Source organism: Streptomyces sp. NBC_01428, assembly GCF_036231965.1.
In the GTDB taxonomy this organism is placed as follows: domain Bacteria; phylum Actinomycetota; class Actinomycetes; order Streptomycetales; family Streptomycetaceae; genus Streptomyces.
Genome location: NZ_CP109499.1, coordinates 6,612,841 through 6,626,216 on the forward strand (window position 1 = coordinate 6,612,841; position 13,376 = coordinate 6,626,216).

Sequence of the window (13,376 nt, forward strand, 5' to 3'; positions counted from 1 at the left end):
AGCACCGACGCAGAAGATCCTGACACCGGGGTAATCCGTGAAAAAGCTCTCCGCACGACGACGCCATCCGCTGGCGGCGGTCGTCGTCCTACTCCTCGCGCTGGCGGCCACCGGGGGGCTGTACGCCGCGTTCGCACCCGCGGGCAAGGCGCAGGCCGATGAAACCGCCCAGTCCCTCGCCATCACCGAGGGCAAGAAGCTGTACGCCGTGGGCTGCGCAAGCTGCCACGGAACCGGCGGTCAGGGCACCTCCGACGGGCCGAGCCTGGTGGGAGTGGGCGCCGCGGCGGTCGACTTCCAGGTCGGCACCGGACGTATGCCGGCCCAGCAGCCCGGCGCGCAGATCCCGAAGAAGAAGGTCATCTACTCGCAGGCCGAGATCGACCAGCTCGCGGCGTTCATCGCCTCGCTCGGGGCCGGTCCTTCGGTCCCGACGAAGAGCCAGGTCAGTCCCGAGGGCGCGGACATCGCCAAGGGTGGCGAACTGTTCCGCACCAACTGCGCCCAGTGCCACAACTTCACCGGCAAGGGCGGCGCGCTGACCCACGGCAAGTTCGCGCCGACTCTTGAGGGTGTCGACCCGAAGCACATCTACGAGGCCATGCAGACGGGCCCGCAGAACATGCCGTCCTTCCCCGACACCACGCTGACGGAGAAGAACAAGAAGGACATCATCGCGTACCTCGACGCGGTCAACGGTGACAACACCGAGAGCCCCGGCGGTCTCGAACTGGGCGGTCTCGGACCGGTCAGCGAGGGCCTGTTCGGCTGGATCTTCGGACTTGGCACCCTGGTCGCCGTCGCCGTCTGGGTCGCCGCTCGGACCGCAAAGGCCAAGAAGTCATGAGTAGCCAAGACATTCCAGAAGAGAACGTGCCCGCTGAGCGGGCCACCGACGACCACGCCGGTCACGGTCATGCCTCGGTCGCCGTCGCGGACGAGCAGAACCCGTTCGCGGACCCGGGGCTGCCGCCCCACGAGCACCGCATCCAGGACATCGACGAGCAGGCCGCCAAGCGGTCCGAGCGACTTGTGGCCCTGCTGTTCGTGCTGTCGATGCTGGCGACCGTCGCCTTCATCGTCGCGTACGTGGCGATCCCCAACGACAAGTCGATCTACGTCTTCCCGATCGGTCACATCAGCGCGCTGAACTTCACGCTGGGTCTGACGCTCGGGGTGGCACTGTTCGCGATCGGCGCAGGCGCGGTCCACTGGGCCCGCACCCTGATGTCCGACGTGGAGATCGCCGACGAGCGTCACGCGATCGAGGCGGAGCCCGAGGTCAAGGCCAAGGTCCTGGCCGACTTCAAGCAGGGTGCCAAGGAGTCCGCGCTCGGCCGTCGCAAGCTGATCCGCAACACGATGTTCGGCGCGCTGGCCCTGTTCCCGCTCTCCGGCGTCATGCTGCTGCGCGACCTCGGTCCGCTGCCCGGCACGAAGCTCCGCCACACCCTGTGGTCCAAGGGCAAGCTCCTCGTCAACATGAACACCAACGAGCCGCTCCGTCCCTCGGACGTGGCCGTCGGTTCTCTGACCTTCGTCAAGCCCGAGGGCCTGGAGGAGCACGACGAGGACTTCCAGAAGCAGATCGCCAAGGCGGCCCTGATGATCATCCGGCTCCAGCCGGACAACATCAAGGACAAGCAGGAACTCGAGTGGTCCTACCAGGGCATCGTGGCGTACTCGAAGATCTGCACCCACGTCGGCTGCCCGATCTCCCTGTACGAGCAGCAGACGCACCACGCGCTGTGCCCGTGCCACCAGTCCACCTTCGACCTCTCCGACGGTGCCCGAGTCATCTTCGGCCCGGCCGGTCACCCGCTGCCGCAGCTGCGCATCGGCGTGAACGATGAGGGTTACCTCGAAGCGCTCGGCGACTTCGAAGTGCCCGTCGGTCCTGCATTCTGGGAGCGCGGATGAGCACTACGACCACCTCCGACTCGCGCTCGCGCGAGAAGGCGCCCGCCGGTGAGCGGGTAGCCGACTGGGCCGACGGCCGCCTGGGGATCTACTCCCTGGCCAAGGCCAACATGCGCAAGATCTTCCCCGACCACTGGTCGTTCATGCTGGGTGAGATCTGCCTGTACAGCTTCATCATCATCATCCTCACGGGTGTGTACCTGACGCTGTTCTTCCACCCGTCGATGAACGAGGTGGAGTACCACGGCAGCTACGTCCCGCTGCAGGGACAGCTGATGTCCGAGGCGTTCAACTCGACCATGCACATCTCCTTCGATGTGCGCGGTGGCCTGCTGATCCGTCAGATCCACCACTGGGCCGCGCTGATCTTCCTCGCCGGCATGTTCGTGCACATGATGCGCGTGTTCTTCACGGGTGCGTTCCGCAAGCCCCGTGAGGTCAACTGGGTCTTCGGATTCCTGCTGTTCGTCCTCGGCATGTTCACCGGCTTCACCGGTTACTCGCTCCCGGACGACCTGCTCTCCGGTACCGGTGTCCGCTTCATGGAGGGCGCGGTCCTGTCCGTGCCGATCGTCGGCACGTACCTGTCGTTCTTCCTCTTCGGCGGCGAGTTCCCGGGCGGCGACTTCGTGGCCCGCTTCTACTCGGTGCACGTGCTGCTGCTGCCGGGCATCATGCTCGGCCTGGTCGTCGGCCACCTGATCCTGGTCTTCTACCACAAGCACACCCAGTTCGCGGGCCCCGGCAAGACGAACAAGAACGTCGTCGGCATGCCGCTGCTGCCGGTCTACATGGCCAAGGCCGGAGGCTTCTTCTTCCTGGTCTTCGGTGTCATCGCGGCCATCGCGGCGATCGCCTCGATCAACCCGATCTGGTCGCTGGGTCCCTACCGTCCGGACCAGGTGTCCACCGGCGCCCAGCCGGACTGGTACATGGGCTTCTCCGAGGGCCTGATCCGTGTCATGCCGGGCTGGGAGATCAACCTCTGGGGTCACACGCTCGTCCTGGGCGTGTTCATCCCGCTGGTCATCTTCCCGCTGGTCCTGGTCGCGATCGCGGTCTACCCGTTCATCGAGTCCTGGGTCACCGGCGACAAGCGCGAGCACCACATCCTGGACCGCCCGCGCAACGTCCCGACCCGGACCGCGTTCGGCGTCGCCTGGATCAGCTGGTACTTCGTGCTCCTCGTCGGCGGCGGCAACGACATCTGGGCCACGCACTTCCACCTGGCGATCAACTCGATCACCTGGTTCGTGCGCATCGCCTTCTTCGTCGTGCCGGTGCTCACGTTCCTCGCCACCAAGCGGATCTGCCTCGGCCTCCAGCGCCGGGACCGGGACAAGGTGCTGCACGGCCGCGAGTCGGGCATCATCAAGCGCCTGCCGCACGGTGAGTTCATCGAGGTGCACGAGCCGCTCAGCCAGGACGCGCTGCACACGCTCACCGCGCACGACCAGTACAAGCCGGCCGAGATCGGCCCGGCGGTCGACGAGAACGGTGTCGAGCGCAAGGTCAACAGCGCGCAGAAGCTGCGCGCCAAGATGAGCAAGGGCTTCTACGGGGAGGACAACCAGATCCCCAAGCCCACCGTCGAGGAGTACAAGGAGATCACGAGCGGCCACGGCCACCACTGATCCCCGCGACACCCCGGTTCGCCACGGCAGGAGCCCCGTCCACGGACGGGGCTCTTCGCCGTCTCCGGGGCTGGATAGGGTGGACTCACCCCCGTGCTGCGGGGCGAACCCACTCGCGTGACCCAGGAACCCAGGAGCGACCATGAGCGCTGTGAACCCCGCTGGAGGCGACACCGCGGCGGGCCGTTCCTGGCCCGAGGTACTGAACGGCCTTCTCGAAGGCCGCGACCAGAGCGCGGACGACACGGCCTGGGCGATGGACCGCATCATGCGCGGCGAGGCGACCGACGCGCAGATCGCCGGCTTCGTGGTGGCCCTGCGGGCCAAGGGCGAGACCGTCCAGGAGATCTCCGGCCTGGTCCGGGCGATGTACGAGCACGCCAACGTGATCGAGGTGCCCGGGCGGACCGTCGACATCGTCGGCACGGGCGGCGACGGCGCGAAGACCGTCAACATCTCCACCATGTCCTCGATCGTGGTGGCCGGCACCGGCGCCAAGGTCGTCAAGCACGGCAACCGGGCCGCGTCCTCCGCGTCCGGCTCCTCGGACGTCCTGGAGAAGCTCGGCGTCAATCTCCAGCTGACGGTGAAGCGGGTCGCGGAGGTGGCCGAGGAGGCCGGGATCACCTTCTGCTTCGCGGTCAAGTTCCACCCGGCGCTGCGCCATGTGGCGGCGGCGCGCGGACAGCTCGGCATCCGGACGACCTTCAACGTGCTCGGACCGCTGACGAATCCGGCCCGGGTCAAGGCCCAGGCGGTCGGGGTCGCCGACCCCCGGATGGCGCCCATCGTGGCGGGCGTCTTCGCCGAGCGCGGCAACTCCTCGCTCGTCTTCCGCGGCGACGACGGCCTCGACGAGCTGACCACCACCGCCGGCTCCCGGGTCTGGGTGGTCCGCGACGGCAAGGTCACGGAGGAGCACTTCCACCCCCGCGACGTCGGCCTCGACGTCGTTCCGGTGGAGGCGCTGCGCGGAGCCGACGCCGCGTACAACGCGGAGGTCGCCCGGCGGCTGCTGGACGGCGAGACCGGGCCGGTGCGCGACGCCGTGCTGCTGAACTCGGCGGCCGCCCTGGTGGCCCTGTCGCCGGCCGACGCGCCCCTCGCGGACCAGCTCCGGGCCGGTATGGCGAAGGCGGCGGAGGCGATCGACTCCGGGGCCGCGAAGCGCACCCTCGACCGGTGGGTGGCGGCCAGCAACGCCTGAGCGACGCCGGCGTGACGCAAGGCGCGGTCCACAATTCGGACCGCGCCTTGCGCGTCGAAGATCTTCTGGCAAGATGCTGTACCAGGTCATGAGCGACAGCCATCAGGCCCCGGCCGGCTGTCCGGCAACCCTCCGTCCGTGGCGGGGTGCCCCGGGTGAAGACCAGGCCGTAGGCAGCGAGGTCTACGGCAAGCGCGGACCCCTCCCACTCTTTCGAGTGGACGTAACCAGGGGTCCTGGTCGTTCGAGGGAGCCTTCTGTGAGCAAGCGAATGCGATAGGGCGCCGAGCCCCGCCTCCGCACACCCTTTTCTCCCCTTCCTGCGCCGAGCGCTGCCTCCGGGCGGCCGGCTCGCGCGGCGATCCCGCCTGCCTCACAGGAGCCCGCCATGTCTGTCACCACCACCGCCGCCGACACCTCCGTCTGTGCCCCGCTGCCCGTCCTCGGCCGCGACGTCACCGTGCCGCTCGTCACCGGCGGCGAGGTCAGCTACGCCGCTCTCGACTACGCCGCCAGCGCCCCCGCCCTCCAGCGGGTGTGGGACGACGTCGCCGCGTACGCCCCGTACTACGGCAGCGTCCACCGCGGTGCCGGGTACCTCTCGCAGCTGTCCACCGACCTCTTCGAGAACGCCCGCAGGACCGTCGCGGAGTTCCTCGACTGCCGGGCCGACGACCAGGTCGTCTTCACCCGCTCCACCACGGACTCGCTCAACCTGCTCGCCGCCGCGCTCCCGGCCGACTGCCAGGTCTTCGTCTTCGAGACCGAGCACCACGCCTCGCTGCTGCCCTGGCGCGACGCCCGGGTGACGTACCTGAACGCCCCGCGCACCCCCGGCGAGGCCGTCGCGACCCTGGAGCACGCCCTCGCGGCCCGTGACCCCCACGGACCGGCCCTCGTCTGCGTCACCGGCGCCTCGAACGTCACCGGGGAGCTGTGGCCGGTGCGGGAGCTCGCCGCAGCCGCGCACGCCCACGGCGCCCGGATCGTCCTCGACGCCGCCCAGCTCGCCCCGCACCACCCGGTGTCCGTCCAGGACCTCGACGTCGACTGGGTCGCCTTCTCCGGCCACAAGCTGTACGCGCCGTTCGGCTCCGGTGTCCTCGCGGGCCGCTCCGACTGGCTCCGCGAGGCCGACCCCTACCTCGCCGGTGGCGGCGCCAGCCGCAAGGTCACCCGGCGCGCGGACGGCGGCGTGGACGTCGAGTGGCACGACAGCGCGGCCCGCCACGAGGCCGGCTCGCCGAACGTGATCGGCGCCTACTCCATCGCGTCGGCCTGCAAGGCGCTCACCGAAGAGGGCTTCGACAACCTTCTCGCCCGGGAGCAGCACCTGATCGGCACCGTCCGTGCCGGCCTCGCCGAGGTCCCCGAGGTCCGGATCCTCTCCCTGTTCGGTGACGACGCCCCGCGGGTCGGCGTCCTCTCCTTCGTCGTCGAGGGCTGGAACAGCTCGCACTTCGCGGCCGCGCTGTCCGCCGAGTACGGCATCGGCGTCCGCGACGGCCTCTTCTGCGCCCACCCGCTGGTGCGCACACTGCTCGGCAGCGACCCCGAGACCCAGGGGGAGTGCGGCGCCCCCGAGGCGGCGCCCGGCGAGAAGTCCCTCAACGCCATCCGCGTCAGCTTCGGCGCCGGGACGCCCGACGAGCACGTCGAGCGGTTCGTCCGCGCGGTGCGCGAGCTGGTGCGGGACGGCGCGCGGTGGCAGTACCGCACCCAGGACGGCCGCTGCGTGCCGGCGGTATAGGAACCCACGACGACATGCCGCGAGGCGGCGGACGCACCGGTCAGGAGTCGAGACCGATCGCGAACGCCGCCTCCAGGTCGTGCTGGGAGTACGTGCGGAACGCCACGTGCGTGTCCGTCGCCTCGACACCCGGGATCTTGCTGATGCTGCCGGGGATGACGTCCGCGAGGTCGTCGTGGGACCTGACCCGGACCATGGCGATCAGGTCGTAGGTGCCGGTGACGGAGAAGACCTCGCTGACGCTCTCCAGCGACGCGATCGACTCGGCGATCTCGGGGATCCGGTCCACGCTGGTCTTGATGAGGACGATCGCGGTGATCACGGCTGGTTCTCTCCCTAGGGGGCCACTGCTGGGGGATCTCACCCTACTCGCGCTCCACCTGGCCCCGTCCGTCCGGCGGGGCACCGACCGGACCCCCCAGGGCCGGCACGACGGGCACGGCGGTGCCGCGGCGCCCGAACCGCACCCACGCGTAGACGAAGCCCAGCGAGAAGCCCACCAGGTGCGCCAGATAGGCGACGCCGGGGCCCGACTCGCTCTGGCCCGCCGCCAGCCACTGCAGGGTGAACCAGAACGGCAGCACCACCCAGGCCGGGAACCGCAGCGGCAGGAAGAACAGGAACGGGAAGAGACTGGTGACCCTGGCCTTGGGGAACAGGTACAGGAACGCGCCGAGCACCGCGGAGATCGCCCCGGACGCCCCGACCAGGGACTGCTCCGAGGAAGCGTTGGCGGCCGCGTAGCCGAGCAGGGCCAGGTATCCGCACCCGAGGTAGAACAGCGCGAACTCCACATGGCCCATGCGTTCCTCGGTCAGCAGCCCGAAGACGTAGAAGAAGAGCATGTTGCCCAGGAGGTGGAGCCAGCTGCCGTGGATGAACAGGGCCGTGGCCGGGGTGAGCAGCTCGCGGGGCGGCCCGCCGAACAGATCGGCCGGCACCACGCCCCAGCGCCGGAAGTACGCCCGTTGGACGGCCAGCAGCTCGTCCCCGGTGCCGTACCCGGGATTGAGGCCCGAGGCGGGACCGATGACGAAGATCAGACAGCACAGGACGATCAGCCCGTACGTCACCGGTGCCGACTGGGACCGCACCGCTCTGCCGATTGCCGTACTCCAATTGCCGATCATGGTGCAGAGCATGACGTACCGGACGGATCGGCACAGACAGCCTCGCCGCCGTGGACGGCCGAGCGTCGACTACCCGCCAGGCCGTAGGGTTACGAGCCACATGTACCGGGAGACCGGTGCCGGACGGACACTAGAAGGAAGCGACTGCCCTATGACGGTTCCCCTGCCGGACGCCAAGACGCGCTGGCGCTGCTCGCTCTGCGGCAACCTCACGCGCTTCGACGTCACCCGCTCCTCGAAGGTCGTCGAGTACGTGCACCTCGACCTCGCCGGTGAGCCGAAGGTCGAGGAGCGTGAGGTGGTCAGTGAGACCATCGAGTCGGTGCGGTGTCGCTGGTGCAACGCGGTGGATCAGGTCGAACTCGTGGACAGGCCGGGCGCCGGCTCCTGAGGGAGCGGGCCCCGCACGGATAATTGGGGTGACGGATGATGGAGACCACAGGCGGGGAGCCGGACGACGGCACCGCCGAGGTGCTCGATCGTCCGCTGCCCGACGGTGTGCGCCGACGGGTCGTGCAGATCGTCTCGGACGGTTTCGGCGGCCTGACGCTGGCCGAACTGCCCACGCAGCTACGGCAGTACGCCCGCTTCACGCCGAGCCGGCGGGCCAAGTTCGCCGGCAACGCCATGGCGGCGGCGCTGGAGACGGACCCGCTGTTCAGACAGCGCATCGCCGAGAAGCTGAGAGAGACGCAGCCCGAGCTGACCGCGGCCCTCGACTCGGCCGCGCCGCCTCCGGCCGCGGATCCGCTGGACGTGGCGGCCGCGGCCTATGTTCTGCGCCCGGCGGGCTGGGTGAAGCTGGTGACCGCCGCCGGCGAGGAGGCCCTGCGGGCGGACGCCGAGCGCGCCGACGAGGAGAGCCGGGCCGAGCTGGAGCGGCTGCGCGAGGAACTCGCGGCGGCGCGCGGCCAGATCAGGACCGAGACCGAGCGGCTGCGCACGGAACTGGACACGGCCCGCAAGGAAGCGGAATCGCTTCACCGCAAGCTGCGCGGGGCCCTCAGTGACGTGAAGCGCGGCGAGGCCGCGCTGCGCAAGCTCCAGGCCGAGACCGACGCGGCGCGCGCGGAGAGTCAGGCGCAGGTGTCCGCCGCCGAGAGCGAGAGCCGACGGCTCAAGGCGCGCCTCGCCGAGGCCGAGGCGGCCCTGGAGGCCGGCCGCAAGGCCGCGCGCGAGGGGCGCAGCGTCGAGGACATGCGGCTGCGGCTGCTCCTCGACACGGTGCTGGACGCGGCTCAGGGCCTGCGCCGCGAGCTGGCGCTGCCGCCCGTCTCGGTGCGGCCCGCGGAGACGGTGGAGGCGGTCGAGCCCGGGCGGATGACGCCCAAGGACATCGCGACCCGCGCCCTGTCGGAGAACGACCCCGCGATCCTGGACCAGCTGCTCGCCCTGCCCCAGGCGCATCTGGTCGTCGACGGCTACAACGTCACGAAGACCGGCTATCCGCAGATGCCGCTGGAGAAGCAGCGGCTCAGACTGCTCGGACAGCTCTCGCAGCTGGCCGCGCAGACCGGCGCCGAGGTCACCTGTGTCTTCGACGGGGCCGAGCTGGCCGCACCGGTGCTGCTCGCGCCGCCGCGCGGGGTGCGGGTGCTGTTCTCCAAGCCGGGGGTCACCGCGGACGAGGTGATCCGCCAGCTGGTGCGCGCCGAGCCGCCGGGACGGCCGGTCATCGTCGCGTCCACGGACCGTGAGGTGGCCGACGGCATCGCCAAGGCGGGCGCCCGCCCGGTGGCCTCGGCGGTCCTCCTCAAGCGCTTCACGCGCGGCTGAGGCGACGCCCCGTCGATCTGGGGTGTACGTCGCAAGAGCCACCTACGCACCATGCGTAACCTCTGGGCCTCATGCCCGAATTGGTCCGGTGTTCACGCGACGTAGTGTCAAGCGGACATCACTGCACGTGAGTTGAATGCAAAGAATGCGCTCCGTGACAAAGAATTTTCAGGTTTGGATTTGAACTGATCACAAGAAGGTCACTAGGGTCATGGCTCGAACCTCCAACTAGGGTGATCACTCATCAGGAGTGACGGTGGAGGGGCACCGCCCGTCGGCGTGACGCGGCAGGCGGCTGGAGGAAGAAGGAGCTCGCCTTCGTGGCGTCCCACCGTCGACCCAAGCAGCCGAGCCGCACCCGTGTGACCGTGCTCACCACCGCGGCCGCCGCCGCCGTTGCCCTCAGTGCCAACGTCGCCAATGCCGCGCCGTCCGAGAAGCCCAGCAAGGACGAGGTCAAGGCCAAGGTCGACAAGCTCTACGAAGAGGCCGAGAAGGCCACGGAGAAGCTCGACGGCGCCAAGGAGAAGCAGGAGAAGCTCCAGAAGGAGATCAGCTCCCTCCAGGACAACGTCGCCCGCGGCCAGGAAGACCTCAACACCCTGCGCGACGGCCTCGGTTCGATGGCCAGCGCCCAGTACCGCACCGGCGGCATCGACCCGTCCGTGGCGCTCTTCCTCTCCTCCGACCCGGACAGCTACCTGGACAAGGCCTCGGCCATGGACCAGCTGAGCGCCCAGCAGGTCGAGTCGCTCAAGAAGGTCCAGGAGAAGCAGCGTTCGCTCGCCCAGCAGCGGTCCGAGGCCTCCGAGAAGCTCAAGGACCTCGCCGACACCCGGACCGAGCTCGCGAAGAAGAAGAAGGAAGTCCAGGGCAAGCTGGGCGAGGCCCAGAAGCTCCTGAACTCGCTGACGGCCAAGGAGAAGGCCGCGCTCGCCGCGAAGGAGCAGGAGCGCGCCACCCGCGCCACCGAGCGCGTGAACCTCGGCAGCAGCAAGGGCTCCGGCCGGGCCGGCTCCGCGTTCGCCGCCGCTCAGGGCGCCATCGGTTCGCCGTACGTCTACGGCGCCTCCGGCCCCAGCTCCTTCGACTGCTCCGGCCTCACCTCCTGGGCCTACGCCCAGGCCGGTGTCTCCATACCGCGCACCTCCGAGGCCCAGGCCAACGCCGGCACCCGGATCTACTCGCAGAGCGCCCTCCAGGTCGGCGACCTGGTCATCTTCTACGGCGACTTCCACCACGTCGGTCTCTACGCGGGCAACGGCCAGGTGCTGCACGCCCCGCACACCGGCGCGGTCGTCCGCTACGAGGCGATCGGCAACATGCCCTTCCAGTTCGGCGTCCGGATCTGATCCGGACGGGCGGTCCGGAGCCTGCCTCCGCCGCCTGAAGGGACCCGTCGCCACGCCGCCCAAACGGGCGAATTGCGACAACTCCCGCTGACCCCACGCCCCGTCGGTGACCTGCGTCTCCGGCGGGGCGTCACTGTGCGTGCCCGCGGAGGTCTTTGGCCGGTGCCTGGTGGCACGGCTACTGTCTGGCGCGTTTCCCCCCGACGGCGGGGGACCGTCAGCGGAAGGGAGCGCGGCCACTCGTGGGGTTCCATCGCCGCCTTGCACCGACCGGCTTCGACCGGGGCGCCGGCGCCTTCGGCATCGCCGCCTGCGTGATGTCCGCGGCGGCAGCCGCACTCGGTACCCTGCCCGCCTCCGCGGCACCGCAGGACGACACCCGCGCCGAGGTGGACCGCCTGTACACCCAGGCGGAGAAGGCCACCGAGGCGTTCAACAAGGCCGACGAACGCGCCGACACCCTGCGCCGGCAGATCGGCACCGCGCAGGACGAGATCGCCCGGCAGCAGGACCGCATCAACACCATGCGGGAGGCGCTCGGTTCGCTCGCCGGCGCCCAGTACCGCTCCGGCGGCATCGACCCCTCGCTCGCCCTGCTCTTCTCCGACGACCCGGCCGACTACCTCGACAAGGCCGCCGCCCTGGACCGCATCACCTCGCACCAGGCAGGCGAACTCCGCGACCTCCAGATCGCGATGCGCGACCTCTCCCAGAAACGCGAGGAGGCCGGCGGGAAACTCGCCGAGCTGGAGAGCAGCCGCAAGGCCGTCGCCCATAACAAGCGCACCGTCGAGCGGAAACTCGCCAAGGCCCGCCGGCTGCTCAACTCGCTGCCCGACGCCGACCGCGCCGCCTACGACCGCGCCTCGCGCTCGACCCGCGCGGACCTGCCCGGCTTCGGGAGCGACGCTCCGTCCTCCGGACGCGCCGCCGCCGCTGTCGCCGCCGCCCGCTCGGCCCTCGGCCGCCCCTACGTCTGGGGCGCGAACGGGCCGGGCGGCTTCGACTGTTCGGGCCTCATGCAGTGGTCCTACGCGCGGGCCGGTGTCGGCCTGCCGCGCACCTCGCAGGCCCAGCGGTACGCCGGACGCCAGGTGCCGCTGTCCCAGGCGCAGCCGGGCGACCTCGTCACCTACCGGTCCGACGCCAGTCATGTCGGGATGTACGTGGGCAACGGCCAGGTGATCCACGCGCCCTACCCGGGCGCCCCGGTGCGCTACGACCCGGTCGGGATGATGCCGATCTCGTCCGTCACCCGGCCCTGACGGACGCGCGGCCGGACCGGGACCCGTCACCGGGGCCGGGCCCCGCGCGACGGAGCGGACCGAACGGCGTGCGCACCGTACGATCGTGAACGTGGCCGGTGGAAGACGTGCGTCGCGGGCGGGGCTCTCCCTGGTGCTGCTGCTCGCCGTGCTCGTCGGCTGCTCCGGCGGGCCGTCCGCCGACACCGCCTCGTCGGCCGCCGTGCAGCGCGTCCTCGACCGGCGGGCCGCCGCCGTCCTGGACCGGGACGTGTCCGCGTACCGTGCCACTGGCGACCCGTCGGCAGCCTCCGACGAGTTCGCCAACCTGCGCGAGGTGCCCCTCGCGGCCTGGTCCTACCACCTGGACCGGCTGAACGTCTCCGGCGACCGGGCCACGGCCCGCGTCCAGCTCCGCTACCGCATCGAGGGCTACGACACGGCACCGGTGACCGCCGGCCGCACCCTGGATCTGACCTGCACCGCGGGGACCTGGCACGTCGACTCGGACGAGCCCACGGGCGGGAGCGGCCGCCAGCTCTGGGAGCAGGGGGCCGTGGCGGTCGCACGCGGGAAGCACAGCCTCGTGCTCGGGGTGGGGCAGTCCGGTGAGCGGCTGCGTTCCTTCGCCGCTCTCGCGGACCACGCGGTGCCCGCCGTGTCGCGGGCGTGGGGCCCCGACTGGGCCGGGCACGTCGTCGTCCTCGTACCGAAGTCGCTGGACGGGATGGCGGGGCTGCTCGGGGCTCCGGCGGCCGGGTACCGGGGGATCGCGGCGGTCACCACCGGTGAGGTGGGGGGTTCCGCGCAGGCGCCCGCGGACCGGATCATCGTCAACCCGGACGCGTACGGCGTGCTCGGCGACTTCGGCAAGCAGGTCGTGCTCACCCACGAGAGCACGCATGTCGCGACCCGCGCCCGCACCACGGCCGCCACCCCGCTGTGGCTCTCCGAGGGGTACGCGGACTGGGTCGGCTACGGGGGGAGCGGGCGGACCCCCGGGCAGGTCGCCTCCGAACTGCGGCGGGCCGTCGCGGACGGGCAGGTGCCGGCCGCCCTGCCCGACGACAAGGCCTTCGGGTTCAGCGGTGACGCGACCGCGCTGGCGCAGGCCTACGAGGGCGGCTGGATGGCCTGCCGGCTGATCGCCGGCCACTGGGGCGAGGACAGCCTGAACGCGTTCTACCGGGCCGTGGGCGAGCACCACAAGCGCCCGGGCGCCGTCGAGGACGCGCTGCGGGACGTGCTGCACACGACGCCGGAGCGGTTCACGGAGCAGTGGCGGGACTACCTCCGGGACCAACTGGGCTGACGCCGCCTCGCGCCGTCCCCGCGTGTACGGTGCGCAGCCCTGCCGTCGCGG

Annotated in this window: 12 protein-coding genes and 1 riboswitch; of the genes, 10 read left to right on the plus strand and 2 right to left on the minus strand. The window is 70.6% G+C overall.

All coding sequences use genetic code 11. The features are described 5' to 3' along the window. Nucleotides 1-37 precede the first annotated feature (37 nt). The 5 genes from qcrC (at nt 38) to OG406_RS28610 (ending at nt 6,511) form a co-directional block, all read left to right on the plus strand. On the plus strand, nt 38-847 hold the full coding sequence (qcrC, locus tag OG406_RS28590) for a cytochrome bc1 complex diheme cytochrome c subunit (protein WP_164373931.1): 810 nt from the start codon (nt 38-40) through the stop codon (nt 845-847). Then, nucleotides 844-1,920, plus strand: coding sequence for a cytochrome bc1 complex Rieske iron-sulfur subunit (qcrA, locus tag OG406_RS28595; RefSeq protein WP_164373932.1), 1,077 nt, complete (start codon nt 844-846; stop codon nt 1,918-1,920). Before qcrC ends, qcrA begins: the two co-directional genes overlap by 4 nt. Beyond that, on the plus strand, nt 1,917-3,554 hold the full coding sequence (qcrB, locus tag OG406_RS28600) for a cytochrome bc1 complex cytochrome b subunit (protein ID WP_267050582.1): 1,638 nt from the start codon (nt 1,917-1,919) through the stop codon (nt 3,552-3,554). Before qcrA ends, qcrB begins: the two co-directional genes overlap by 4 nt. Before the next feature lie 142 nt (nt 3,555-3,696). Then, nucleotides 3,697-4,761 carry an anthranilate phosphoribosyltransferase gene (gene trpD, locus OG406_RS28605; RefSeq protein WP_329188503.1) on the plus strand — a complete coding sequence of 355 codons (1,065 nt, stop codon included), beginning with the start codon at nt 3,697-3,699 and terminating at the stop codon, nt 4,759-4,761. A gap of 84 nt (nt 4,762-4,845) precedes the next feature. Next, a riboswitch (SAM riboswitch) is annotated at nt 4,846-4,962 on the plus strand. Between the two features lie 187 nt (nt 4,963-5,149). Continuing rightward, nucleotides 5,150-6,511, plus strand: a complete 1,362-nt coding sequence (locus OG406_RS28610; RefSeq protein WP_164373935.1) for an aminotransferase class V-fold PLP-dependent enzyme — start codon at nt 5,150-5,152, stop codon at nt 6,509-6,511. Between the two features lie 40 nt (nt 6,512-6,551). Here OG406_RS28610 and OG406_RS28615 read toward each other — a convergent pair whose 3' ends face one another. After that, on the minus strand, nt 6,552-6,833 hold the full coding sequence (locus OG406_RS28615) for an Lrp/AsnC family transcriptional regulator (RefSeq protein WP_164373936.1): 282 nt from the start codon (nt 6,831-6,833) through the stop codon (nt 6,552-6,554). 43 nt (nt 6,834-6,876) lie between these two features. Beyond that, nucleotides 6,877-7,641, minus strand: a complete 765-nt coding sequence (locus OG406_RS28620; protein WP_164373937.1) for a rhomboid family intramembrane serine protease — start codon at nt 7,639-7,641, stop codon at nt 6,877-6,879. 151 nt (nt 7,642-7,792) lie between these two features. On the opposite strand from OG406_RS28620, the gene OG406_RS28625 reads away from it, so the two are divergent. The 5 genes from OG406_RS28625 (at nt 7,793) to OG406_RS28645 (ending at nt 13,325) form a co-directional block, all read left to right on the plus strand. Next, nucleotides 7,793-8,032: a hypothetical protein gene (locus OG406_RS28625; protein WP_081216788.1), complete on the plus strand. Its 240-nt coding sequence runs from the start codon at nt 7,793-7,795 to the stop codon at nt 8,030-8,032. A gap of 35 nt (nt 8,033-8,067) precedes the next feature. After that, complete coding sequence (locus OG406_RS28630) at nt 8,068-9,417, plus strand: NYN domain-containing protein (protein WP_329188508.1); 1,350 nt, start codon at nt 8,068-8,070, stop codon at nt 9,415-9,417. Nucleotides 9,418-9,737: 320 nt separating this feature from the next. Continuing rightward, on the plus strand, nt 9,738-10,769 hold the full coding sequence (locus OG406_RS28635; protein ID WP_266848948.1) for a C40 family peptidase: 1,032 nt from the start codon (nt 9,738-9,740) through the stop codon (nt 10,767-10,769). A 242-nt stretch (nt 10,770-11,011) separates the two neighbouring features. After that, nucleotides 11,012-12,034: a C40 family peptidase gene (locus OG406_RS28640; RefSeq protein WP_326843353.1), complete on the plus strand. Its 1,023-nt coding sequence runs from the start codon at nt 11,012-11,014 to the stop codon at nt 12,032-12,034. 91 nt (nt 12,035-12,125) lie between these two features. Then, nucleotides 12,126-13,325, plus strand: a complete 1,200-nt coding sequence (locus OG406_RS28645; protein ID WP_329188511.1) for a hypothetical protein — start codon at nt 12,126-12,128, stop codon at nt 13,323-13,325. The last annotated feature ends 51 nt before the right edge of the window (nt 13,326-13,376 follow it).